General features: G+C 68.4%; 22 protein-coding genes. 2 read left to right on the forward strand and 20 right to left on the reverse strand.

Annotated elements, in window-relative coordinates; all coding sequences use genetic code 11:
• Positions 1 to 97: 97 nt before the first annotated feature.
• The 4 genes from ACQCX5_RS07080 to dapE are packed head-to-tail and all read right to left on the reverse strand — an operon-like array spanning position 98 to position 2,616.
• On the reverse strand, positions 98 to 277 hold the full coding sequence (locus ACQCX5_RS07080) for a DUF3117 domain-containing protein (RefSeq protein ID WP_434539149.1): 180 nt from the start codon (positions 275 to 277) through the stop codon (positions 98 to 100).
• Positions 278 to 319: 42 nt separating this feature from the next.
• A complete protein-coding gene (locus tag ACQCX5_RS07085; RefSeq protein ID WP_434541330.1) occupies positions 320 to 724 on the reverse strand; it encodes a DivIVA domain-containing protein in 405 nt (134 codons plus the stop codon).
• A 4-nt stretch (positions 725 to 728) separates the two neighbouring features.
• Positions 729 to 1,523 carry a TIGR00730 family Rossman fold protein gene (locus ACQCX5_RS07090; RefSeq protein WP_434541331.1) on the reverse strand — a complete coding sequence of 265 codons (795 nt, stop codon included), beginning with the start codon at positions 1,521 to 1,523 and terminating at the stop codon, positions 729 to 731.
• Between the two features lie 19 nt (positions 1,524 to 1,542).
• Entirely contained in the window at positions 1,543 to 2,616 is a 1,074-nt protein-coding gene (gene dapE / locus ACQCX5_RS07095; RefSeq protein WP_434541332.1) for a succinyl-diaminopimelate desuccinylase, read from the reverse strand.
• Positions 2,617 to 2,661: 45 nt separating this feature from the next.
• Here dapE and dapD point away from each other — a divergent pair, with 45 nt between their 5' ends.
• Positions 2,662 to 3,603 (forward strand): 2,3,4,5-tetrahydropyridine-2,6-dicarboxylate N-succinyltransferase, encoded by a 942-nt coding sequence (gene dapD / locus ACQCX5_RS07100; protein ID WP_434541333.1) that lies wholly within the window; start codon positions 2,662 to 2,664, stop codon positions 3,601 to 3,603.
• 36 nt (positions 3,604 to 3,639) lie between these two features.
• Here the strand turns inward: dapD and ACQCX5_RS07105 are convergent, their stop codons facing one another.
• From ACQCX5_RS07105 to ACQCX5_RS07115, 3 genes are read right to left on the reverse strand one after another with little or no spacing between them, the layout of a single operon-like run.
• Complete coding sequence (locus tag ACQCX5_RS07105; protein WP_434541334.1) at positions 3,640 to 4,431, reverse strand: ABC transporter ATP-binding protein; 792 nt, start codon at positions 4,429 to 4,431, stop codon at positions 3,640 to 3,642.
• Positions 4,428 to 5,336: an ABC transporter permease gene (locus ACQCX5_RS07110; protein WP_434541335.1), complete on the reverse strand. Its 909-nt coding sequence runs from the start codon at positions 5,334 to 5,336 to the stop codon at positions 4,428 to 4,430. Before ACQCX5_RS07110 ends, ACQCX5_RS07105 begins: the two co-directional genes overlap by 4 nt.
• A 6-nt stretch (positions 5,337 to 5,342) precedes the next feature.
• Positions 5,343 to 6,314: an ABC transporter substrate-binding protein gene (locus ACQCX5_RS07115; protein ID WP_434541336.1), complete on the reverse strand. Its 972-nt coding sequence runs from the start codon at positions 6,312 to 6,314 to the stop codon at positions 5,343 to 5,345.
• 134 nt (positions 6,315 to 6,448) lie between these two features.
• Between ACQCX5_RS07115 and ACQCX5_RS07120 the strand changes: the two genes are divergently transcribed.
• Complete coding sequence (locus ACQCX5_RS07120) at positions 6,449 to 7,315, forward strand: hypothetical protein (RefSeq protein ID WP_434541337.1); 867 nt, start codon at positions 6,449 to 6,451, stop codon at positions 7,313 to 7,315.
• Positions 7,316 to 7,406: 91 nt separating this feature from the next.
• On the opposite strand, the gene ACQCX5_RS07125 is transcribed toward ACQCX5_RS07120, so the two are convergent.
• The 13 genes from ACQCX5_RS07125 to rarD form a co-directional block, all read right to left on the reverse strand.
• Entirely contained in the window at positions 7,407 to 8,810 is a 1,404-nt protein-coding gene (locus tag ACQCX5_RS07125) for a DUF222 domain-containing protein (RefSeq protein ID WP_434541338.1), read from the reverse strand.
• Positions 8,811 to 8,889: 79 nt separating this feature from the next.
• Complete coding sequence (gene dapC, locus ACQCX5_RS07130; protein WP_434541339.1) at positions 8,890 to 9,996, reverse strand: succinyldiaminopimelate transaminase; 1,107 nt, start codon at positions 9,994 to 9,996, stop codon at positions 8,890 to 8,892.
• The gene (gene fdxA / locus ACQCX5_RS07135; protein ID WP_434541340.1) at positions 9,993 to 10,313 is read right to left on the reverse strand and encodes a ferredoxin; all 321 of its coding nucleotides are present in this window, start codon (positions 10,311 to 10,313) and stop codon (positions 9,993 to 9,995) included. The genes dapC and fdxA overlap by 4 nt, the downstream gene beginning before the upstream one ends.
• A 78-nt stretch (positions 10,314 to 10,391) precedes the next feature.
• On the reverse strand, positions 10,392 to 12,203 hold the full coding sequence (locus ACQCX5_RS07140; protein ID WP_434541341.1) for a VanW family protein: 1,812 nt from the start codon (positions 12,201 to 12,203) through the stop codon (positions 10,392 to 10,394).
• A gap of 174 nt (positions 12,204 to 12,377) precedes the next feature.
• Positions 12,378 to 14,813 carry an aminopeptidase N gene (pepN, locus tag ACQCX5_RS07145; RefSeq protein ID WP_434541342.1) on the reverse strand — a complete coding sequence of 812 codons (2,436 nt, stop codon included), beginning with the start codon at positions 14,811 to 14,813 and terminating at the stop codon, positions 12,378 to 12,380.
• Positions 14,810 to 15,805 (reverse strand): carbohydrate kinase family protein, encoded by a 996-nt coding sequence (locus ACQCX5_RS07150; RefSeq protein ID WP_434541343.1) that lies wholly within the window; start codon positions 15,803 to 15,805, stop codon positions 14,810 to 14,812. The genes pepN and ACQCX5_RS07150 overlap by 4 nt, the downstream gene beginning before the upstream one ends.
• 132 nt (positions 15,806 to 15,937) lie before the next feature.
• Positions 15,938 to 16,999, reverse strand: a complete 1,062-nt coding sequence (locus ACQCX5_RS07155; protein WP_434541344.1) for an NAD(P)H-dependent glycerol-3-phosphate dehydrogenase — start codon at positions 16,997 to 16,999, stop codon at positions 15,938 to 15,940.
• 31 nt (positions 17,000 to 17,030) lie between these two features.
• Positions 17,031 to 17,984, reverse strand: coding sequence for a sugar-binding transcriptional regulator (locus tag ACQCX5_RS07160; protein ID WP_434541345.1), 954 nt, complete (start codon positions 17,982 to 17,984; stop codon positions 17,031 to 17,033).
• A 136-nt stretch (positions 17,985 to 18,120) separates the two neighbouring features.
• On the reverse strand, positions 18,121 to 19,830 hold the full coding sequence (gene sppA, locus ACQCX5_RS07165) for a signal peptide peptidase SppA (RefSeq protein WP_434541346.1): 1,710 nt from the start codon (positions 19,828 to 19,830) through the stop codon (positions 18,121 to 18,123).
• Between the two features lie 40 nt (positions 19,831 to 19,870).
• Positions 19,871 to 21,199: an MFS transporter gene (locus ACQCX5_RS07170; protein WP_434541347.1), complete on the reverse strand. Its 1,329-nt coding sequence runs from the start codon at positions 21,197 to 21,199 to the stop codon at positions 19,871 to 19,873.
• Positions 21,200 to 21,250: 51 nt separating this feature from the next.
• A complete protein-coding gene (locus tag ACQCX5_RS07175; protein ID WP_434541348.1) occupies positions 21,251 to 22,051 on the reverse strand; it encodes a polysaccharide deacetylase family protein in 801 nt (266 codons plus the stop codon).
• 210 nt (positions 22,052 to 22,261) lie between these two features.
• Positions 22,262 to 23,188, reverse strand: coding sequence for a hypothetical protein (locus ACQCX5_RS07180; protein WP_434541349.1), 927 nt, complete (start codon positions 23,186 to 23,188; stop codon positions 22,262 to 22,264).
• Positions 23,189 to 23,223: 35 nt separating this feature from the next.
• Positions 23,224 to 24,159 (reverse strand): EamA family transporter RarD, encoded by a 936-nt coding sequence (gene rarD, locus ACQCX5_RS07185; RefSeq protein WP_434541350.1) that lies wholly within the window; start codon positions 24,157 to 24,159, stop codon positions 23,224 to 23,226.
• Positions 24,160 to 24,225: the final 66 nt, after the last annotated feature.

The following is a 24,225-nucleotide window of genomic DNA, read 5'->3' on the forward strand; positions in this document are numbered from 1 at the left end:
AGGGGGGGGGGGGGGGGGACACGCTCACCCTCCCCCCCCCCCCCCCTGTCCCCCCCCCCCCGCGGCGTCGTGTTCAGCGCATTACTGTGTCAGCGCATTACTGGGGGAGCTTCAGCTCCGGGTCCTTCAGACAGGCGAGCAGCGCCGTCGCCTCTTCTGCATTGAGTTCAACAACCAGTCGTCCACCGCCGTCAACGGGCACGCGCATGATGATGCCGCGGCCCTCCTTCGTGACCTCCATGGGTCCGTCACCAGTGCGTGGCTTCATTGCTGCCATGTGGCTACTTCCTTCTCTGAGCTGCGGGACTGACAGGTTCCATTATTCCGCATCGGGTTCAACGGCGCCCGTGAGGGCGGGCGGGCGGTCGAGCTGCCAGGCCAGCCGGTCGATCACCAGGTCGACCTGGGCCATGTGGTAGCCGCGCCCGACGACCGAGAAGCTGGCCTGCTGCAGGTCTGCCCCGGTCACGGGCCGAGCCAGGCTGGTGCCGTCCAGGTGGGCGGCAACCCGGTCGAGCACCTCATCGACCTGGTGCGGCGCATAGCCGCGCAGCACCTGGGCGAACCTGAGCTCGTGCACGTCCTGCGCGGTGAAGTCGCCCTCGGGCAGGCGTGGCACCGGCTGGTCCTCGACCAGTTCGGGCATCGAGCCGAACTTGTCCGAGGCCAGGAACACACCGGTCGCGATGATTGCCACCGCGATCACTCCGAGAAGCCACATCATGGGGTCAGTCTATCGGTCGGTGGCGCGAAGGCCCTGCGGTCACATGGGCCAGCGCCTCGTCCATGTCGTCGGTGACGATGAACGCGTCCAGGTCGCCCTCATTGATGTAGCCCTCGCTGAGCACCCGCTCGCGCAGCCAGTCGACCATGCCCGACCAGTACTCGCTGCCGAACAGCACCACGGGAAAGTGCCGGATCTTGCCCGTCTGGGCCAGCGTCATCGCCTCGAACAGCTCATCGAAGGTGCCGAGCCCGCCGGGCATCACGATGAACCCCTCGGCATACTTCAGGAACATCACCTTGCGGGCGAAGAAGTAGCGAAAGTTGATGCCCAGGTTGACGTGTTCGTTCAGGGACGATTCGTAGGGCAGTTCAATGCCGAGGCCGACCGAGACGCCACCTGCCTCGGCAGCGCCCTTGTTGGCGGCCTCCATGATGCCCGGCCCGCCGCCGGTGATGACGGCATAGCCGAGGTCAACGAGCCCGGCGGCCAGCTGCCCCGCGGCCTGGTACATCGGGTGGTCGGGTCTGGTGCGCGCCGACCCGAAGATCGAGATGGCGGGCCCGAGGTCGGCCAATGTGCCGAAGCCCTCGACGAATTCCGACTGGATGCGCAGCACCCGCCACTGGTCGCTGTGCACCCAACTCGCGTCGCCGCGGCTCTGCAGCAGCCGCTGGTCGGTCGTGCTCGTCTGCAGCTGGTCGGACCGGCGCAGCACCGGCCCCTGGCGGGAGCTGCGGCCGGTGGGCACGGGGGCGTTGTCGACAGGGACAGGCTGGCTGGCGGGCTGGTCGTTCATCGCATGCCTTTCGGGGGGATCAGTCGCAGAGCCAGCGGGTCAGCACGGTGTGGCACGCTGTCAGGTCGGATGCCGGGCAGGACTCGTCGTCGGCGTGGGCCTTGTTGGGGTCACCGGGGCCGTAGTTGACGGCGGGGATGCCGAGGCTGGTGAACCGGGCGACGTCCGTCCAGCCGTACTTGGCGCGGGGTTCGGCGCCGACGGCCGCGACGAAGGCCGCCGCGGCGGGGCGGTCCAGGCCAGGGCGCGCCCCCGGGGCCATGTCATCGAACACCAGCTCCCAGCCGCTGAAGTGCTCGCGCATGAGGCGCTCGGCGTCCTCGGCCGACTTCTCGGGCGCGAACCGGTAGTTCACCTGCACCTCGGCCACATCGGGGACGACGTTGCCCGCGATGCCACCGCTGATGGCAACGGCGTTGAGGCCCTCACGGTAGAGCAGCCCGTCGACCTCGATCTCGCGGGCGTCGAATTCGGTGATGCGGGCCAGCACCGGCGCAAGGTCATGGATCGCATTGTGACCGCGCCACGACCGCGCAGAATGCGCCGCCACGCCCATCGTGCGGATCGAGAACCGGCACGAGCCCTGGCAGCCGCCCTCGATGCCGGCGGACGTGGGCTCCATCAGCACCGCGAAGTCACCCGCGAGCAGGTCGGGCCGGTCACGGGCGACGTGCACCAGCCCGTTGCGTGCCGAGTCAACCTCTTCGCAGTCATAGAAGATCCAGGTGAGGTCACGGTTCGGCGCGGCGATCTCGACGGCGCACTTCAGGGCGACGGCCACCCCGCCCTTCATGTCGACGGTGCCGCGGCCGAAGATGCGCAACCCCTCGGGGGATTCCTCGACCCAGCTGGGCAGGTTGTCGGCGACCGGCACGGTGTCGAGGTGCCCCGCGATGACGACCCGCTCGGAATGCCCCAGGTTGGTGCGTGCGATCACCGTGTTGCCCAGCCGGTCGACGGTCAGGTGGTCGCAGGCACGCAACAGTGCTTCGACCTGGTCGGCCAGCACGGCCTCGTTGCCGCTGACGGATTCGATGTCGACGACCGCGCGCAGCAGGGTGACGAGGTCGGCATGGGGGTCGATGACGGTCATGGGAGCGAGCCTATCTGCCGGGCAGGCTGTCCTAGGATGGAACACATGACCGAATCGCATGACTTCGCCCGCCCCGCCTGGGGTTGGGGCCTGGCCACCGTTCACGACTCCGGACAGGTGCTCGACACCTGGTACCCCTCCCCTGCGCTGGGCTGGCCAGACCAGGACGCACCGGCCAGCCTGAAGTCAGCCGAGACCAACGACAGCCTGCGCAGGGTCGAGATGCAGGTGGTGCGCACGGTCATCGACCTGGATGCGGCTCCCGCCACCACTGCCGATGCCTACCTGCGCCTGCACCTGCTGAGCCATCGCCTCGTCGCGCCCCGCAGCATCAACCTTGACGGCATCTTCGCCGCCCTGCCGAATGTGGTGTGGACTTCGGCCGGCCCCTGCGCCGTCGAGGGCTTCGAGGCGACCCGCATCGCCCTGCGCGGCTCGCGCGGCCAGGTCACGGTCTATTCGGTCGACAAGTTCCCCCGCATGACCGACTACGTCGTGCCCTCGGGCGTGCGCATCGCCGACGCCGACCGGGTGCGGCTGGGCGCCCACCTGGCCCCCGGCACCACCGTGATGCACGAGGGCTTCGTGAACTTCAACGCGGGCACCCTGGGCACCTCGATGGTTGAGGGACGGATCTCGGCCGGTGTCGTCGTCGACGACGGTTCCGATGTCGGTGGCGGCGCCTCGATCATGGGCACCCTGTCGGGCGGCGGCAACGAGGTCATCAGCATCGGCAAGGGCTGCCTGCTGGGCGCGAACGCCGGCGTGGGCATCTCGCTGGGCGACAACTGCGTGGTCGAATCCGGGCTCTATGTGACCGCCGGCACCAAGGTCAGCCTCGACGACGACCGGGTGGTCAAGGCCCGCGAACTGTCGGGTGTCGCCGACCTGCTGTTCATGCGCGACTCGGTCTCGGGTGCCGTGCGGGCAAAGAGCCGCTCGGGTCGCACCGTCGAACTGAACGAGGCGCTGCACGCCAACGACTGAGCAACCACCGACCGAGCACCACCGACCGCAGCCGGCTCACTCCAGCAGGCTGCGGTCGGACAGTTCGGCGCCGCGCAGGCGACCGAACTCGGCCATCAGGTCTTCTGGGGTGCGCCTGGCCTTCTCGTCTGCATCGAGGTCGAGCACCACCCGGCCGTCGTGCATCATCATCAGCCGGTTGCCGTGGGCCAGCGCCTGCGACATGTTGTGGGTCACCATCAGCGTGGTCAGGTGACGGCGCTCGACGCCCTCGTCGGTCAGGCGCATGATCAGTGCCGCCCGTTCGGGGTCGAGCGCGGCGGTGTGCTCGTCCAACAACAGCACCTTGGGCGCGACGAAGGTGGCCATCAGCAGGCTCAGCGCCTGGCGCTGGCCGCCGGACAGCAGGCCGACTTTGAGCGTCAACCGGTTCTCGAGCCCGAGCTCGAGGCGGGCCAGCTCTTCGCGGAACAGGGCCCGCCGCTTGCCGCTGACAGCCTGGCGCAGGGTGCGGGTGCGGCCGCGGTCGAGCGCGACAGCCAGGTTCTCTTCGATGGTCAGGTGCGGGGCCGTGCCCGCCATCGGGTCCTGGAAGACCCGGCTGACGATGCCCGCGCGGCGGTGCTCGGCCATGCCGGTGACGTTGCGCCCGTCGATGGTGAGCGTGCCTGAATCTGGACGCATGCGCCCCGAGATGATGTTCAGCAGTGTGGACTTGCCGGCGCCGTTCGACCCGATCACGGTGACGAAGTCGCCGTCCGCGAGGGTGAACGACAGGTCGCGCAGCGCAACGCGCTCATTGACGGTGCCGGGGAAGAAGCTCTTGGTGAGGCGGTCGACGGTGATCATGCGGGCTGGCCCACCTTCGGTTCGGGCGGGACGGCCGCGCGCCGCTTCATGCGCCAGCGCCGCACGGGCGCCCACCGCGGAATCAGCAGCGCCGCGATCACGATCAGCGCAGAGATGAGCTTCATGTCGTTGGGGTTGACCCCGTTGTCGAGGGCCACCTGGATGGCGAGCCGGTACAACACCGAACCGAGCAGCGCGGCCAGGATGGCCTGCCACAGCCGGCTCATGCCAAAGATCGCCTGGCCGACGATCACCGAGGCCAGGCCGGCGACCACCAGGCCGATGCCCATCGAGATGTCGGCATAGCCCTGGTACTGCGCCACCATGCCGCCGCAGAAGGCGACCATGGCGTTCGACAGCGCCACGCCGGTGATCTTCGTCCAGGCGGTGTTGATGCCCTGGCTGGCCGCCATGGCCTGGTTGTCACCCGTGGCGCGGATGGCCACGCCGAACGCTGTGCGCAGGAACCAGAACAGCACCACCGCACCCACCAGGGCCACGGCCGCGAGGATCGCGACCGAGGCCCAGGTGCCGAGGATGCCCGCTTCGCGCAGCGGCGTGAACAGGGTGTCGTGGCGCAGCAGGGGCAGGTTGGCCTTGCCCATGATGCGCAGGTTGACCGACCACAGGCCGATCTGGGTCAGGATGCCCGCCAGCAGCGGGTTGATGCCGCCCCACGCGTGCAGGGCGCCGGTGACGAACCCGGCCACCACCCCCGCCCCCGTGCCGGCCAGCAGTGCCAGCGCGGGGGTCGTCCCGCCCACGATGAGCACCGCCGTGGTGGCGGCGCCCGTCGTGAACGAGCCGTCGACCGTCAGGTCGGGGAAATCCAGCACGCGATAGGTGAGGTAGACCCCCAACGCCATGACGGCGTAGAGGAAACCCACCTCGAGGGCGGTGATCATGCGAGCTCAGCCCACCTTCTTGTCGGCCTTGTCAAGCACGGCCTGGGGGATGTCAGTGCCCTGCTTGGTGGCTGCGGCCGGGTTGACGACCAGCTTCAGCTTCTGCTGGAACGAGACCGGCAGGTCAGCCGGCTTCATGCCGTCCTTGAGGATCTGGACGGCGAGCTTCGCGGTGTCCTTGCCCTGCTGGTAGTAGTCGATCGAGATGGCTGCGGTGGCGCCGCGGCTGACCGAGTCCTCGTCCGAGGTGACGACGATGGCCTTCTTCTTCTCGGCCTCCTGGATCAGGGCTTCGAGCGCCGAGACGACGTTGTTGTCGTTGCCGACATAGAACGCGTCAACATCGAGCGACGCAGCGGCCTGCTGCACCTCGTTCGAGTTGGTCACGGTCGCGACCTTGACCTCGAGGCCGAGTTCCTTGGCGGCCTCCTGGGCCTGCTTGGTCTGCACCTCGGAGTTCACCTCGGAGCTGGTGTAGACGATGCCGATGGTCTTGGCGGTGGGCTTGATCTCTTTGATCAGCTCGAGCACCGCCTTGGGCGGGTTGGCATCCGAGGCGCCCGTGACGTTGGCGCCGGGGGCGTCCAGCGACTTCACCAGGCCGGCGGCGACCGGGTCGGTGACGCCCGAGAAGATGACCGGCTTGTCTGTGATGGCGTTGGCCAGTGCCTGGGCGGGCGGGGTGGCGATCGCGACGAACAGGTCGTTGTCAGAGTTGGCGAACGTGCTGGCGATCGAGTTCAGCGTCGACTGGTCGCCCTGCGGGTTCTGGAAGTCGTACGAGACGTTCTTGCCCTCTTCGTAGCCGGCCTCTTTCATACCGTCCTTGAAACCGGCCCAGATGGCGTCGAGCGAGGGGTGCGACACGATGGTGACGCCACCGATCTTGGTGACATCGTCCGACCCGGCACCGTTGCCGCAGCCGGTCAGCACCAGGGCGCTGGCGACGAGTGCCGCCAGGGCTGCCTTGAAGCGCATGGGAGTTTCCCTTCTTCGGGTGTGCCCGGGCGGGTTCACCGGGCGGGGGTGCGAAGAAATCTAGTAGGGACGCACACCCGGGCCCTCGACGCGCCACGGACTGGACGGCGCGAGGCCCCACCTACACTGGGGGCGTGCGTTCCCTCCCCGGCCGAATGGCGATCCTGGTCATCTGCCTCGTCGTGCTCGTCGGCACGCTGTTCGCGGGCGGTTGGGTGCTGCGGCGCCTGCTGAGCACTGAAGAGCCGGTCATCGAGCCGCCGCCCGCCGCGCAGGGCTGCATCGCCACGTCGAACGGGCAGTCGGCCTCGCTCACCCCCGAGCAGAGCAAGTGGGCCTCGATCATCGTGGCCGAGTCCATCCGGCGCAACCTGCCGGCCCGGGCGGCGACGATCGCCCTCGCGACGGCGATGCAGGAATCCAGCCTGCGCAACATCGACTACGGAGACCGGGATTCGGTGGGGCTGTTCCAGCAGCGTCCCAGCCAGGACTGGGGCACCGTCGACCAGATCATGGACCCCTGGTATTCGAGCGGCAAGTTCTACGATGCCCTGGTCAAGGTGGACGGCTGGCAGACCGGTGACATCAACGACGTCGCCCAGAAGGTGCAGCGTTCCGGGGTTCCCGACGGCTACCGCAAGCATGTCGAGAACGCCAAGGTTTGGGCCTCCGCCCTCACCGGTCACTCCCCCACGGGCTGGACGTGCGTCTCGCGCGAGCAGACCGCCGAGTCGCGCGAGACCCTCACCCAGGTGCTCACCAAGGGACTCGCGGGCAAGGTCACCGTCGCCCAGAACGCCGGGTCGTGGACGATCACCGCCAAGGACGCCACCACCGCGTGGGCCGCCGCGAGCCTGTCGATGGCCAACCTGCGCGATGCGAAGGTCGTGGGCGTCCAGGTGGGATCGAGCGCGTGGGCACATGACCCGAAGAAGGTGGCTGCATGGACGACGACCACGCCGGGGGCGGCGGGGGCTACCGCTGTGGTGCTGAGCTTCTGAGTCGCTGGGACGCGCGCAGGTTGCCCCGCGCATGCTGACGGCCCCGCGGGCGCCTGATGGCGGCGGGGTGCTCAGCGTGGGTGCCTGGTGGTCAGGCGGCGGCGAGCTCGTTCTGGTTGGCGAGGATGCGGCCAGTGGGGTCGTCGACCATCCAGGTTTGGGATGGGGTGACCAAGTAGGTGAACCCGAGCGGGGATCGCCACAGGAACACCCCGGGGATGGGTTGGGCAAGCTGCCAGCCGCCGTGGGTTTTGGCCCGATGGACCTTCCGTGACAAGGGCCCGAGGTTCTCAACCCGAGTCGGTTTCTGGCCGTGGGGCTGATCAGCACCCCACGGAATGGTGTGGTCCAGATCGATCCCGCGACCGGTGGAGCTCTTCGCGGACCAGGGGAATACCTCAGTGGGGTTCCGCAGGGTCACCGCCCGTCGCATAGCGGCAGGGACTTCGTAGGAATCGGTGGGCTGGACCCCATTGCAGTCCAGAACCGGGCGCACCGTGATGCGGCTGTGTCCCACGAGCTCCTTGATCCAGCCGGCCAGGATGGGCCCGATCTTCTCGGCCCTCGCTACGCCTTCGCCCGTCCCTGCCGTGTCCTCCGAAAGGTGCACGATGACCTCGGAGCGCGGCAGCAGGCGATCGGGGTCGACGGTGATCTGGCCGCAGGTGTGGCCAGACATGCCCGCAGCCGGGCAGTCCTGCGCCAGCCCCTCAGGAAGTTCTTCGACCAGGGAGGCCTGCAACAGGGACAGGGCGTAGGCGGGCGACGCGAGGATCCCGAGTGCGGTGGCGCGGCGGACGTCGTGGGATTCCTCGTTGCCGCCCTGCCCGAGGATCGTGGCGATCCTGTTCAGCGCGGCGTTCAGGTGCACCCCATCAGCAGCCAGCAACCGCGCATGCACGTCAGTGACCCCGAGGTGGGGTTGCCCGATGTCAACCCTCCGGCTCGCCAGTGCCTGCTCGTGGTCGTCCTGCACCTTCCCGGTCTGCATCTGCATCACCCGTGCGCGGGCGTACTTCTCATGGCGGGAGAAATGCCCGGTGGCGATCATCGGGGCCAACTCCTCATCCAGCTGCAGGGCCTGCTCGAAGGTGAGGGGGCTGCCAATGACGGCGATGGTGGTCGCCTTGAACGCCCGCAACCTGCCCTGCATCACCATCTGCCACAACCGGGGGAACCGGTACTTCGTGGCAACCGCATGGAACAGTTCCACATGTGCGGTGTCCACGCTCATCCCCAGAGCGCCAGCCACCTCCATGGCAGTGAACTCGGCAATCTCCGGTGTCCCATCACCGCCGGCCCGCACCATCTGCTCCCCGTGCAGCACCGGTCCGTCCCCGTCTTCGGGAACCCACTGGTACTGCTCCGCCAACTCCGCGTAACAGCGTAGTTCAGTGGCTTCCGCCATGAACCTGGCTTGCCGCGCTTCGCGCAACGAGACGAGTCGCTGTCTCGCGGCGTCCTTGTCGAAACCCACTCTGATCAGCCCTTTCATGCCTCTATTCGATGACATGTACTAATCTAGGCGGGGGGTCTGACAAACTGCACGGTCAGGTCGGGCGCACGTCCGCTCCTCAGCCCCTCAACCGCTCAGCCGCCGCAGCGATGCGTTCGTCGCTGGCCGTCAGCCCGACGCGCACATGCCCTTCACCGGCGGGGCCGTAGAAGTCACCGGGCGCGACCAGGATGCCCCGCTCGGCCAGCCAGTCGACCGTGTCGCGGCAGTTCTCGCCCCGGGTCGCCCACAGGTACAACGAGCCCTGCGAATGGTCGATGCGAAACCCTGCGTCAACCAGCGCCGCAGCCAGCACCTGCCGGCGGGCGCGATAGCGCTCCAGTTGCTCGGCGACGTGCGCCCGGTCGCCCAGCACCGCTTCGAGGGCCTTCAGCAGCGGCGTGGCGACCATCATGCCGAGGTGCTTGCCCAGGCCGAGAAGTTCGGTGACCACGCGCGGGTCGCCGGCGACGTAGCCGACGCGGTAGCCCGCCATGTTCGACTCCTTCGAGGTCGACATGGCCACGAGGATGTTCTCGGCGGTGCCGCCATTGAGGTCGCGGTCGAGCATCGAGTGGTGTTCACCCTCATAGACGAACTCGGCATAGCACTCGTCCGAGGCCAGCAGGGCACCGACGCTGCGGGCGTAGTCGATCCAGGCCTTCATCAGCTCGGGTGGCATCACGGCACCGTGCGGGTTCGCCGGGGTGTTCACCCAGATGAGCTTCGGGCCCCCCGGGTCGCCGGCGGGCGGCAGCTCGGCCGGGTCGTCACAGGCGACGACCTCGACACCGGCGTAGCGGGCGCCCACGAGGTAGGTCGGGTAGGCCGTGGTCGGGATGACCACCACGTCGCCCGGTACCAGGTCAATCAGGTCGGGCAGCATCGCCACCAGCCACTTGGTGCCAATGACGGGCAGCACGCCGGTTTCGGGCAACTCGACGGCATTCCAGCGCGTGGTCAGATGGGTGGCGATCGCCTGGCGCACGGCCGGGTAACCCCACACCTGCGGGTAGCCGTGGGCATCGGCCGCGCTGATGAGTGCGTCCACTGCGACCTGCGGCGTCGGGTCAACAGGGGTGCCGACCGACAGGTCGACGATGCCTCCGGGGTGCTGGGACGCCCTCGCCTTCGCAGTGGCGAGGGTGTCCCACGGAAAGACCGGCAGGCGCTCGAGCCGGCTCACTCGCCCTGCGGGGGCAGTGCGGCGACGTACGGGTGGTCCTTGTCGATGACGCCGAGCTTGGCGGCGCCACCGGGCGAGCCGATGCCGTCGAAGAACTCGACATTGATGTCGAAGTAGTTCTTCTGGTCCTCGGGGATGTCGTCCTCGTAGTAGATCGCCTCGACGGGGCACACGGGCTCGCAGGCGCCGCAGTCGACACACTCGTCGGTCTGGATGTACAACATCCGGTTGCCCTCGTAGATGCAGTCAACGGGGCACTCGTCCACGCAGGCGCGGTCCTTGATGTCCACGCACGCTTCACCGATGATGTAGGCCACTTTCAGCTCCTCGACTTATCGCATCGCCCATGGTTTGTTGGTCGCGGGCGGTGATCGCCACCATGCTAGCGCTGTCGACTAGCCCTTGGAGCAGGTCACCTTCGGGGTGGCCGAGTACTTCCAGCTGAAGGGCTCCCGCTTGACGATCTGGCCGCCGCGATAGAACAGGCGTTCGTAGTTGACCGTGAAGCCCGGTGAGGCCGCCTGCGGTTCGCAGTTCTCGGCGTCGCTGGTGATCGGTGCAGTGTCGTAGGGGTCGGTCTTGTTCAGCGCGGTCGACTCGACCTTGTCCCAGGTCTTGGTCGACCAGATCTTGACGGTGATCGAGCCCATGGTGCCCGGGGCGGCCTTGTTCACATAGGCCTGGATGACGACGCCGTAGCTGGTGTCGTTCTGGAACTTCAGGTCGAGCGAGCCGTAGTACAGGGTGGCCTCACGGCCGGCCGGGTACCGCGAGAAGTACAACGTGTGCGGGTGGTGCTCGACGTCCTTGAGACCGGCGAAGAAGATCGCATTGAAGACGGTGGTGGCACTCTGCGAGACGCCGCCGCCCGTCTCTTTGACCAGCCGGGGGCCCTGGATGACGTAGCCGTCGACGTACCCGTTGGCGGCGGTGCGCTGGCCCAGCGTGTCGTTCATGCTGAAGATCTCACCGGGCTTGACCAGCTGGCCGTTCAGCCTGGCTGCGGCCACCGACAGGTTGGTGTTGCGGTATTCGGCATAGGGGAACTCGGTGGTGAATTCACCGATGACCTCTTTGACGCCCAGCTTGTTCGCGGCATCGGTGCTGAGTTCAGGCGTCTTCTTGGTGACCGGCACGGTCACGGTGCGCTGGGCTCCGGTGGCGGTCAGTGCGGGCTGCACGAGCTTGAGGAAGGCGTCCTTGTCGACGCCCACCCCGTCGGCCGAGGGCACCACGACCGGACGGCCGCCCTCGAAGCGGAAGCTGGCCTCTTTGCCCTTGTCAAGACCGAGGTCATCCATGGACTTCTGCGCCGCGGCCCAGATCTTCTGCATGTCGGTGGCTGCCGTGACATTGCCGTCGGCGCTCTTGAAGCTGGTGGCACCGGCGATGGTCTTGACGTCGATCGGGAACGACTTGTCACCGACCTTGACGGTGACCGGCCCCGACAGCGCCTTGTCGGCGTAGTCGGCCTTGACCTTGTTGACCTCGTCGGTGGTGACGGCCGGGTCGGTCTTGACCAGCGGGGCGGCGACGGTGTCCTGCGTGCGCCAGGCGTCGGCGACGGCCGTGGTGGCGGCCTTCTGGTCGAGCTCGACCTTCTGGGTCGACTCGGTGGTGACGACCTTGACGCCGTCGATGGCGATGGTCGCGTCCTTGCCTGCGACCGCGAAGGTCGGTGCCGCCTTGGCCACCGCAGCGGCCACCTTCGTCTCGTCCACCTCGGTGACGGGCGCCAGCGCCTGGCCGCCGGAGAGCACGTTCCAGATGTGGGCGGGGTTCCACGACTTGCCGGCCCCGGCCTTGTCAACGGTGGCATCGAAGTCGACCGTCATACCGGCCTCACTCGGCGTGATCTTGACCGATTTGCCGTCGGCGCTCAGCGTGATCGGGGTGTTGAACGAGGCACCGAGCTCGGTGTTGAGCTTGGTCACGGCCTGCTCATGGGTCAGGCCACCGATGGCCACCCCCTGCACGCTGGCATTCTTGGGCGTCTTGTCCCCCGCCATCGCATACCCCGCCACATAAGCGGCACCGGTCAGCACGATCAGGCCACCCACCACGCTGCCGATGACCAGGCCCTTGCGACCCTTCCTGGCGGGCCGCTCGCCGCCGTCGCCGGCCGCCCCATCAGCGACGATCGGGAACTCACGGGTCGGGTCGTCGGCCGACGTGCTGGGCTGGTTCGTGCTGGGCTTGTCAGTCAAGATGGTTCTCTTCCTGGCGCGAAAAGGGTGATGTGCCTCATCCCGCGCCCGAGGGGCGGGTACGGCTGGACGTGGGCACACGACGCGCCCCGATTCTACGTCACCGATGCATCCCGGCCCCATTCGCGCTGGTCAGACCGGGAAATGTTCGGCTGATCCTCAGAGTGCGACCCCTCAGGACTGCTGGGCTGCCACGATGCGGTCGACCTTGGCGAGGGTCTCGGAGATGGGCCGCACCAGCACCGGTGAGAGGTCGTCGGCCCCGGCGAGCTGGCGCAATGCCAGGCCCAGCTCGGACGAGGCATGCGACAACGGCGCAGACGCCTTGACCACCCGAGGCAGCACCCAGCCGTGGCGGGTCTCAGCCAGTGCCAGCACGCCCCGCAACCAGTCGTCGACCATGTCGGCGGTCAGGTCGTCCTGCTCGGGCAGGAACAGGTTCTCACCGATCGCATACAGCTCGTAATTGCCGAGGTCCTGGCCCGCCACCAGCAGGTTCAACGCCTCGCGCTTCGAGGTGGCGTCGGGCACCGCAGTCAACGCCCCGCGCTTCGCGACAAGACCTGTCGAGGTATGGTCGCGCGCGAACTCGTCGTTGATCAGCACCGGGTCTTCGCCGAGCATCACGAGCCGGCGCACCACCTGCCAGCGCAGGTCCTGGTCGAGTTCGAGGCCTTCAGGCAATGCCTGTCCGACCAGCAGCCGGGTCAGCGCCTCGGCGTCGTCGGTGGTGGTCAACCACGCACGCAGCGCCGACAACTGCTCATCCGACCCCGGGCCCGCCGCCTCGAGCAACTGGCCGGCCACCAGGGCCACGCGACCGCGCGCCTCGCGGCGGCGGGCGGCAGCGTGCCAGGCGCCTGACAGCTCGATGGCCACCCCCAGCACCGTGGCCGCCACCCCGGGATCGGTCTCGCCGGGCAGGCTGGCGAGCACCATGTCGAGGGCGCTTGCTGAGCCGAGTTCGGCGTGCCTCACGCCGTCCCGCACCGCGTTGTACAGCACTACGCGGGTGGCGACGTCGCTGACCTGCGAGATCACCGGCCACTCGGCGAAGGGCAGCGACGGACGCACCCGCGCCCACGTCTGGTCGCCCGCATCGGGGACGAGCATCGCCGCAGGTCGGGCATCGGGCACGGCGATGCGCCCGGCATCGACCAGCACCGGCACGCGGAACAACTCACTCCCCCGGCCATCCAGCCCGGCCACCTCAATGGCATGGGGGCGCTGCGCCGGGTGCGCCTCGGGGTCTTCACGGACGATGGCCGATGCCTCGGCCCGCAGCACGTCCATGTCCTGGGTGAGCAACCACTGCTCGGCCCAGGCGTCCAGGCCGTCGGCGCCGGCACGGGTGAAGCAGTCGAGCAGTTCGGCGGCGGTGGCATTGCCGAACTCGTAGCGGGCGAAATAGTCACGCAGCCCCGCCAGGAACACGTCGTCGCCCATGAACGCGACCAGCTGGCGCAGCGCCGACGCGCCTTTGGCGTACGAGATGCCGTCGAAGTTCTCGAGCGAGGAGTGCGCATCGTCAGCGCCATTGCCGGCCACCGGGTGTGAACCCGGCCCCTGGTCGGCCTCGGCACCCCAGTTCTTGCGGGTGATCCCGAAGTCGGTCCACAGGTCGGCCCGGCCGCTGTCGGTGATCACGCGGTGGGCCATGTATTCGGCGAACGACTCGTTCAGCCACAGGTCGTCCCACCAGCGCATGGTGACAAGGTCGCCGAACCATTGGTGGGCCATTTCATGGGCGACCAGTCCGGCGCGGCTGGCGACCTCGGCCCGGGTCGCGGCGCCGCGGAAGAGCACCTGGTCACGCAGCACGATGCAGCCGGGGTTCTCCATGGCACCAGCGTTGAAGTCGGGCACGAACGCCTGCACGTAGTCACCGAACGGGTAGCGCACCCCGAACAGCCGGTGGTAGGCATCGAACGAGTCCCGGGTGACCGAGAACAGGTCGTCGGCCGAACGGTCCAGTTCCGCGGCCAGCGAGGCTCGGGCCAGCAACTCGAGCCGGATGTCGTCGTGGTGCTGCTCGCGCGCGGCATACGGCCCCGCGACCAGGGTGACGAAATAGGTCGACAGCGGATGGCTGCGGATCAGGCGCCAACGCCGCTCGCCCAGGCGTTCGGCAGGGGTGTTGCCGCGGACGACCCAGTCATCCTCGGGCACCTCGACGCTGAACTGGTACGTCGCCTTGAGATCGGGCTGGTCGAAGCAGGTGAACCAGCGCGGGGCCGCGTCCAGGAAGCTCATCGCATACAGGTAGGTGCGCCCGTCCGAGGCGTCGACATGCTTGTGCAGCGCCTCGCCGTCGTTGGCATAGCGCATGGTGGCATGCACCTCGAGCACATTGTCGGCCGCCAGGTCGTCCAGCGCAATGCGGCCGTCGACGATGGCCTCGGGCGGCAGCGCGACCCCGTTGAGCACCGCGGTGACGTCCTCGCCACCGCAGTCGGCGAAGGTCGTCGCGCCCGGGGTCGCCGCGAAGCGCAGCACGGTGTGGCTCGAGAACTCCTGCCCCAGCGACAGCACCAGGTCGACCTCGGCGCGGATGTCACGCACGACCCCCGCGCGGTGGTTGGCTTCGTCGCGGCGCAGGCTGGTGCTCATCGGGCTCCCCAGTAGTGGTGGGTGTTGATGTCGGCGATGAAGGCATACTCGTCGGCCAGCGGGTCATCGGACGAGAGGCTGGCCAACCAGCGCCACAACTGGCCCAGCGTCGGCGCGGTGGTGGCACCACCGGGCTTGGCGACCGTGAGCGAGGCCATGGCGACGGCCAGCTTCAACCGCTGGGCCAGCGGCCAATCGGTGAGCAGGCCGGCGGCCCACCCGGCGTTGAACACGTCACCGGCGCCGGAGGCGTCCATGAGGGTGACCGGCAGCCCGGGCACCCGCACCGGGTCGCCGCTGACCAGGTCGAGCGCGATCGCGCCGTCGGCGCCCAGGGTGACGGCGGGCTCCTTGACGTAGTTCGCCAGCGCCAGGACTGCCGCCTCGGGGGTGCTGGTGCGGGTGTAGTGCAGGGCCTCGGTGAGGTTGGGGGTGAACGACCAGCAGTGGCGCAGGTCGACCAGGGCATCGAGGTCCCAGACGCCCGACTCGTCCCATCCCGAATCACCGATCACCTTCGTGCCCGCGCCGGCGGCCTCACTGACCCACGGCATCGTGAACGGCTGCAGGTGGGCGATCGAGACGCTCGCCCGCGGATGGGCCCGCTGCCGCAGCACGCAGGCACCGGGGTGGGGCGTCTCAGCCGTGACCATGGCGCGGTCATCGGCGTAGTTCAGGATCACGGTGAGCGGGGTCTGCCAGTCGCGGTGGATGAGGCAGTTGCGGGTGTTGACGCCCTCGCGTTCGAGGGCCTCGAGCATGCCTCGTCCCAACGTGTCATCGCCGACGTCGGCGACCATGCCCACATTGAGCCCAATCCGGGCGGCGGCGATGGCGGAGTTCGAAATGCCGCCGGGCACACCGAGGTAGGGCGCGGTGCGCAGTTCGACGCCGGGCTGAGGGCCGGTCGGCGGCAGCCCGGCGAAGACGAGGTCGTTGAAGAACAACCCGACGGCGAGCAGCTCGAACTCGGGGGTGACAACGTCGTCCATCAGGCCACTCCTGTGTGATCGGAGCCCGGGCTGTGGCCGGGCAGCAGGCACAACGCTACCCCCGCCCACCGACATGATTGGCCGAGGACGGGGGCAGCTGTGGAAAACCCTGTCAGCCGACGCTGACCGACATCACTTCTCGCCGCCGAAGAACGTGCTCCAGGGCAGGTCGAGCGGGGCGTCATGCTCGATGATCTCGTACAGGTAGCGGCAGAACGGGAAGTCCTCGGGCTTGATCACACCGCGCTCGGTCAGCGGCGCCAGCGCCGCACCGACCACGCGGATCGCGGCGACACCCTCGAGCGTCACGCCCAACATGTGCACGTCGCGCACCTCGCTGAACTTCACGCCCGACCCGACGAAGGTGCCGGCCTTGACGTTGCGGCCGCCCATCGAGGTGACGAACATGTCGCCGACACCACACAGGCCGGTTGCCGTCTCGCCACGGCCACCCAGCAGCTCGATGAACTGGCGCAGCTCAACCGAACCCTGCGCAAACAGGGCCGCGCCGTAGTTGAACATGCCGTAGCGGTCGTTCTCCTTGCCCGCAGCCTGCAGGATGCCCTTGGCGAAGCCCGCACCGAACGCATAGATGTTCTTGGCCGCGGCGGCCACCTCACAACCGACCCAGTCGGTCGAGGTCCACACGTGGTAGTAGTCGGTGCGGAACAGGTCGGCCAGCCAGGTCACGTACTCCTGGTCGACCGAGGTGAACACGACCGCGGTGTCGTGGCGCACGGCCAGCTCACCGGCGATCGAGGGGCCGGTGATGGCAGCCCACTTGCACGAGTCGGCCAGTTCGGCGCCGACGCGCTTCTTGATGACCTCGGGCAGGATGTGCAGGGTCCCGTCCTCGTCGGCCTGCATACCCTTCGTGATCGAGATGACATTGGTGCCGGGCTTCAGCAGCGTGGCGAACTGGTCGGCGACCCAGTCAACGCCGAAGCTGTTGACACCGCTCATCACCAGGTCTGCGCCCTCGAAGGCCTTGGCGGCGTCGGCCAGCTGGTAGGCGGTGACGCCCTCATTGACCTTGAGGTCGAGGTTCGGGTGCACCCCAGTCGTCTGGATCGAGGTGATGATGTCCTCGTCCAGGTGGGTGCCGACGAGCGCGACCTCATGGCCGTTGTCGGTGAGCGGCCAGGTGAGTGCGGTCGCCATGATGCCTGCGCCGAGGACTGCGATCTTTGCCATGGTGTTCCCTTTCGTGGGGTGTGTGCGTGGGTTACTGGTCTGGATTGGACTGGTCAAGGACTGAGGTGGCCACGTCAGTGTCGGTGATGAGCGTGGTGCACATGCCGGTGCGCAGCGCCGCGAGTGTGACCGGCACCTTCTCGGTGCCCGTCACCACGGCGATGCTGTTGGGGCAGCGCCGCAGGTCGGCGAGTTTCATCGACAGGGTGCGTGCGTCGAGGTCGGCATCGACGATGCGGCCCTCGGCATTGATGAAGTGGCTCAGCAGGTCGCCGACGACGCCGCGGCGGTGCAGTTCGGCCACCTCGTCCGCCGTCAGGTAACCAGAGTCGACCAGCACCGACGTGGACGTGGCAGTCCCCGGCGAGAAGACGAGCGCGCGGGCGGCGGAGGCCGCCGCGATGGTGGTGGCGACCGCCGGTTCGGCCATCAGCGCGGCCCCGAGCGTGGCCGACTGCACGATGGTGGGCGCAGGCATCAGCCGCACCTGCCCCGGTCCGCGTTCGGCCATGGTCCGCAGGGCCTGGCCGACCAGATCGGTGCCCGACGCCAGCCCCCCGTTGGTCTGGGCAATGGTCACCCCGGGGTTCCACCCCTTCGGCAGCTGCCGGGCTACCCGCGAGGTCGTCCGCCCCCACGACACGCCGATGACAGCCGGACGAGGCCGCAGCGAGGCGAGGTACTCGGCGGCGGCATGGGCCACGGCGTCGGCAGTGGCCTCGGCGTCAGCCTGGCTCGGCACCACGATGGCGTCACGGATGCCGAAGCGTTCACGCAGCACCACCTCGAGGTGGTGGTGGCGCGCCATCGGGTGCTCGATGCTGATGCGCACGATGCCGACCTCGCGGGCACGGTCGAGCAGGCGTCCGACAGTCCAGCGGGAGGTGCCGAGCTGTTCGGCGATCTGCGCGTGGGTCTGGTCTTCGTAGTAGTAGAGCTCAGCAGCGCGCAGCATCGACATCTCAGTGTCGACATCGTGAGCCATGCTGCCCTCCTGCACTTGTGCGCACCCTCGAGGCCTGATCCCCGGAGCTCTCACTCGATGGGATCAGCCTACGACAGCCCCGCACGCAGGTGCAGCCCTTTGCCAGCAACTGCACTTTAGTGCACTACCGACAGCCTCAGCGCACGCTGAACTGCCACGGCATCGCGAGCGCACCCACCTGCAGCCCCGACCCGCCGGACGTCAGGCCCAGCGCCGACAGCCCTGCAGCCGAGAGACAACGCGCGAGCATGGCCTCAGGTCCGACCTGGGGCAGCACCACCCCCTGCCCACCCAGCGATTCCGAGCTGTTGGCCGGCTGGAACCGGGCCAGCATCCCCAGCGCCGGCAGTTGCTTGGTCTCGGTGCCCTCGCGGCGCAGGCCGGCCAGCTCGCACGCCTGCTGCACCGCCTGCTCGAAGCCGCCCAGTTCGTCGACGAGGCCACGCTCATGGGCATCGCGTCCGGTCCAGACACGGCCGCGCGCCAGCGGCTCGAGCTCGTCGACGGCCATGCCACGGCCCTCGGCGGCCTTGGCCACGAAGTCGGCATAGACCTGGTCAAGCCAGGCATTGAGCAGTGCCCATTCCTCGTCGCTGAGGCCACGGTCGCTGGCCAACATGCCCGCATGCCTGCCCGCGTCGAGGCCCTCGTGCACCAGGCCGAGCAGGTCATAGGTGCCCGACAGCACGAACTTGCCGGCCACCACGCCGATCGAGCCCGTCAGGGTCGCAGGCTGGGCGACGATGCGGTCGGCCCCCATCGCGGCGTAGTAACCACCAGAGGCCGCCACCGGCCCCATCTGGGCGACCACGGGTCGTCCGCTGGACCGCACCTGCTTGACCGCACGCCAGATCGAATCGGATGCCACGGCCGACCCGCCGGGTGAGTTGATGCGCAGCACGACCGCCTTGATGCGGTCATCGCGGCAGGCGGCGCGCAGGTGCTCGGTGACGACGTCGGCACCGGCGTCCTGCCCGCCCGGGCCGCCGGGACGACCGCGGCCGGTGACGATGCCGCCCCTCAGAGTCACCACCCCGACCAGCGGTGCGTCGCGGTGCAGCAGCTTCTGGGCCTGGCGACGGGGTGCGGTGGCGTTCTCGTAGCGGTGCACGAACTGCAGGTCGTCGCGCGCGGCATTCACCTGGTCGAGGAAGTGCGCGTAGACCTCGTCGCGGTAGCCGATGTGGTCGACAAGACCCGCCGCCAATGCCTCGTCCGGGGTGAACATCGCTTCATCGACGAGTTCGCGCACACGGTCGGCCCCGAGGTGGCGGTTGGCTGCGATCGTCTCGACGCACTGCTCGAGGATCGAGTCGGCAAGACGCTGGGTCATCTCACGGTTGGCGTCGCTGACTTCGTGCGCCGAGAACTGCTCGCCCGCTGACTTGTACTCGTGGCGCTGGGCGAACTGCGGCTCGACGCCGCCCTTGTCGAGCAGTCCGCGCAACAGTGTGATGCCCACGTGCACACCTCCCAGCCCGACTCCGCCCGAGGGCTGCACCCAGACGCTGTTGGCGTGGGTGGCGAGGGTGTACAAGCCCATCGCGTTGCCGAGTTCACCGAACGATTCGGCCCACGCCACGGTGGGCTTGTGGGTGCCGAACTCGCTGACCAGCTGGCCGAGTTCCTGCAGTTCTGCCAGTCCCAGCCCACCATCGGTGACCCGGACGACCAGACCGGCGACGCGTTCGTCCTTGGCTGCGGCCCTCAGGCCATCACGCAGGGCGTGCATCGAGGCGGCATTGAGCATCCTGAGTGCCGCGAGCGGGTTGTCCGGCGGGGCGGTGAGCACTCCCCTGCCGAGGTCGATTTCGAGGACGGTCGGACGATGGCGACGCTGCATCATGGCATCAGCCTAATTGTCAGGGGCAACCCTGACCCACCCCCTACTGGCGGGCCTGCCCCTCGGCGACGACGGGGTCGACCGCGGCTGCCCTGGCGCGCACGTCAAGGTGCGGCGGCCACACGGGCCGCAGGCGCACCTCGAGGTTGTCGCGGCGCACCAGCACCAGTGCGACCCCGACGGCGGTCAGACCGGTGACGATGCCACCGAGGCCCAGGGCGCTGCGCGCCCCCCACTGCTCGGCGACCCAGCCCAGCAGCGTGGCACCGATGGGTGAGCTGCCCATGTTGACCGCCAGGTAGACCGACAGCACCCGGCCCCGAAACGCCGGATCGGCGGTCATCTGCACCATGGCATTGCAGTTGGTCAGCACGGTGATGGCGCACAACCCGAGCGGGATGAGCATGACCATGTAGAACGTGTAGCTGGGTGCCATGGCAGCAAGCACCAGCGAGACCGCGAACCCGGCCAGCGCCACCAGCATCACCTGGAAACGCGGCCGCGCACGACGGGCGGCGAGCAGCGCAGCGCCGAGGGTGCCGATGGCCATGGCCGAGCCGAGCAGGCCGAACTCCTCGGCACCCTTGCCGAAGACGGTGGTGGCCATCAGCGCGTTGGTGAGCGGAAACTGCATGCCGAACATCGACAGTGCCGAGACCACCACGAGCACGACCAGGATGTCCGGGCGCCCGGCGACGTACTTGATGCCGTCGAGCACCGCACCCCGCCCCCCGGCGGTCTTCGGCGACTCGATCAGTTCATGGGGTCGCATGAACGCGAGCCCCGCGAGCACGGCGGCGAACGAGATGCCGTTGATCAGGAATGCCGGCCCGATGCCGAATGCGGCGATGACGAGGCCGGCCACTGCGGGGCCGAACAGCCGGGCGGCATTGAACTGGGCCGAGTTGAGCCCGATGGCATTGGGGATGAGCCTGGCGGGCACCATGTCAGAGACGAAGCTCTGGCGCGCCGGCATGTCGAACGCATTGATGCAGCCGGTGATGAATGCCATCAGGAACGAGACCCACAGCTTCATCTGCCCGGTCTCGTAGATGCCCCAGACGGCGAACGTGGTGAGCGCCAGGAGCGTCTGGGTGACCAGCAGCATCTTGCGACGGTCGAGGCGGTCGGTGAGCGCCCCGGCGGCTGGCGCCAGCACTGCCATGGGAGCGAAGTTCAGCGCGGTGACATAGCCCAGCGCCGTCGCGGAATGGTCGGTGAGCTCGGTGAGCACCATCCACTGGTTGGCAACCGAGAACATCCAGCCACCGACGTTGCTGACCAGTGCGCCGATCCAGAACAGGCGGTAGTTGAACACACTGAAGCTGGCGAACATCGACACACGGTCGGTGGGGTTCGCAGGTTTCGGCACATGGTTAGTCTAGCTAACTTTTTTGGGCCGGGGTCAGGTTTCGCTGCCGGCTCAGAGCTGACCGATCACGTAACCCCTGGCCCGGATGCCGTCAATGACCTCGCCCAGGATCGCCACGTTGGTGCTCGAGACAGTGTGCAGCAGCAGCAACGAGCCGGGGTGCAGTTGGCCCAGGATCTTCTGCCGGGCCGCGGCGGGGTCGGGCTGGTTCGCAGTGTCCCAGTCCGCGTAGGCGAAGCTCCAGAAGACAGTGGTGTAGCCGAGGTCCTGGGTGATCTTGAGGCTGCGTTCGCTGTAGCCGCCCTCGGGTGGTCGGTAGAGCCTGGCGATCGGTCGTCCCATCATGGCGAGGTAGTCGCGTTCGAGGTTGCGGACGTCGTTGACGAACGTGTCCGTGGACGAGTCCAGCGCCAGCGGCGGGCGCAGGTGCCGCTCGCTGTGGTTGGCGACCTGGTGGCCCTCACGCAGCATGCGCCGCACGAGGTCGGGGTGGGACTTCAGGAAGCCACCGGTGATGAAGAAGGTGATCGTCACGTTCTTCGCTGCGGCGATGTCCAGGATCCTCGTGGAGTTCTGCTCGAACTCATAGCCCTCGTCCATGGTGAGGAAGACGACCTTCTGGCTGGTGGTGCGCCGCCAGATGACGTCGTAGTCACTGATCAGGTCGGCCACGTCGGCATCGATGGCGGCGGGCTTGTCCTGGCTGGTCGGGCTGCCGGGCAAGTACCACCAGCTGAGGTTGGTGTTCGAGTAGCGGGAGTAGTCGGGGGTGGTGGGCGGACGCGTGGTGGTCGGCTGGGTCGTGGTCGGGGCCGCCGACGTGGCGCGCGTGGACGCCGCGGGCGTACTCATGGGCGGGCTGGGTGGGGCGGGTGTCGCGGTCGAACTGGCCGCGGACGTCGTGGAGGTCCCGGCGGCGGGCGCGCTCGTCGTCCACGCGGGCGGGCTGACAACGCCCCCTCGGGAACACGCGGCGAGCACCACTGCGAGCGCCAGCGCCAGTGCTGGACGACACGTCACGGCCATGCCCCAGTTTACGCCCGCGGCTCGGGCCGCAACCACTCACTGTCGGTCAGGTTCCGCAGGCAGGACATGCCTTCGGGTAGCCCTGCCACCCGCACTGGCGCAACACCCGCGCCACCAGGCCGCCACGCCACACGGACAGTGCAGGATGTCGAGCCAGCCGAAACGCATCGTGCCCAGCCCCATCGCCAGGTGCTCGGCATCACGCCACGCGTCACGCACCTCACCCTCACCCCGGTGGCCCAGCTCGCCATCGAGCTCCACGAGCGTGTTCCATTCGGCATAGACGACATCGGTGCGCTTGCGTTTGCTCATCGAGCGCTGCCGTTCCCCCGCCGGCAGCGAGTGCGCTTGCTCGACATCGCGGCGATACCGCAGCTCCAGCGGGCTCTCGATGCCGCCGTCCAGCCACTCGACCAGCTGCACGACCGAGGCTCGTCCCTTGAAGCGTGTCGACCCCTCAAGTGCCGCCCGCAGCCGGGCCGGGGTCGTCCGGCGCTTCACGAGCGCACCGGTCAACCAGCCGGCCTGCTCATCGATGCCCGCCCCAGCACACAGGTCGAGCACGGTCTGTTCCACCGGCAGGCGTGCCGGTGCACCGATGCCCAGACGATCACCGCGGCGGAACACCCAGCCGGGCTGACTGCGCACAGCACTCGCCGACGGCGGCACCCGCACCTCGACGAGGTCGACGGGGCCCCGGTGCAGACCGTGCAGCTTCGCCGCTGCCAGTCCGCCCAGCGTGGCGCGTGGCCCACCGGCCAGCACCCCGGCCCAGGCCCGCTGCTGCCAGCCATCACCGGCGCAGGAGTAGACCCCGCGCAGCAACCGTTGCCACCCCCGGTCCGGCAGTCGCTGCAGCTGGGTGCGGCTCAGCCCGCCCGCCAATGCCTGGGTACGCGTCATCACCCCGTCCTGCGACTGGACGAGCTCAGCGAGTTCAGCAGGAAGCCGAGGGGCAGACATGCAGCCAGTCTGTAGTGCCCGGGGGCCAGCTGGGCTCACTGTCGCCGGGTCTGGCGCAGCATGCCCGACAGGTAGACCAAGCAGCCGATCCAGACCACCACCAGCCCGGCCCAGTAGCCGGCGCTGACATGCTGGCCGAACACGAACAGCCCCAGCAAGAACTGGCTCGTCGGCGCGATGTACTGCAGCACGCCCACTGTGCCGAGCGGCAGGCCCTTGGCAGCGATCGCGAACAGCCACAGCGGCACCATGGTGAGCAACCCGCCCAGCATGAACAGCCACCACATGTTCGGCGCGGTCCAGTGGCCCTGGCCCCGTGACTCGAGCACGAACAGGTAGATCAGGCTGGGCACGAGCATGATGCCCGACTCGACCAGCAGGCCCGGCAGCGCCGGAATCGTGAGCGACTTCTTCAACGCACCATAGGCCCCGAAGGTGCCCGCCAGCAGCAGCGAGATCCACAGGGTGCGCCAGCTGCCCGCCGCGATGATGACCACGCCTGCGAAGGCCAGCGCTGCGCCAACCTTGCCGCGGGCATCGAGCCGTTCGCCGAACACCACCCGCCCAAGCACCAGGCTGACCAGCGGATTGATGAAATAGCCGAGCGACGACTCGACCACGTGGCCCGAGTTCACCGCATAGATGAACCCGCCCCAATTGAACGAGATCACCACTGCGGCGGCGACCAGCAGCAGCCAGCTGCGGCCGCTCAGTTGCTTGACCCACCCCCAGGGGTGGCGGACCACCAGCATGACCACCAGCGCCGAGGCACACGACCAGACCATGCGGTGGGCCAGCACCTCGACCGGCGAGGCCGCATCCAGCAGGGGCCAGAACAGAGGGAAGCCACCCCAGATGACATAGCACGCGATCCCGGTGAGCAGCGCCAGGTTCGTGCCCCGCGGCAACCCGCCACCTGTGGCCGATTCAGCAGTCGTCGATTCAGCAGGGTTGGCGCGAGCTTGGGTCACCGGCACAGCCTAGACCCCGGACGCAGCGCAGGGCGCCCCCATCCGGGGACGCCCTGCGGCAGGTCA

The organism is Aestuariimicrobium sp. G57 (assembly GCF_050110855.1).
GTDB lineage: Bacteria > Actinomycetota > Actinomycetes > Propionibacteriales > Propionibacteriaceae > Aestuariimicrobium.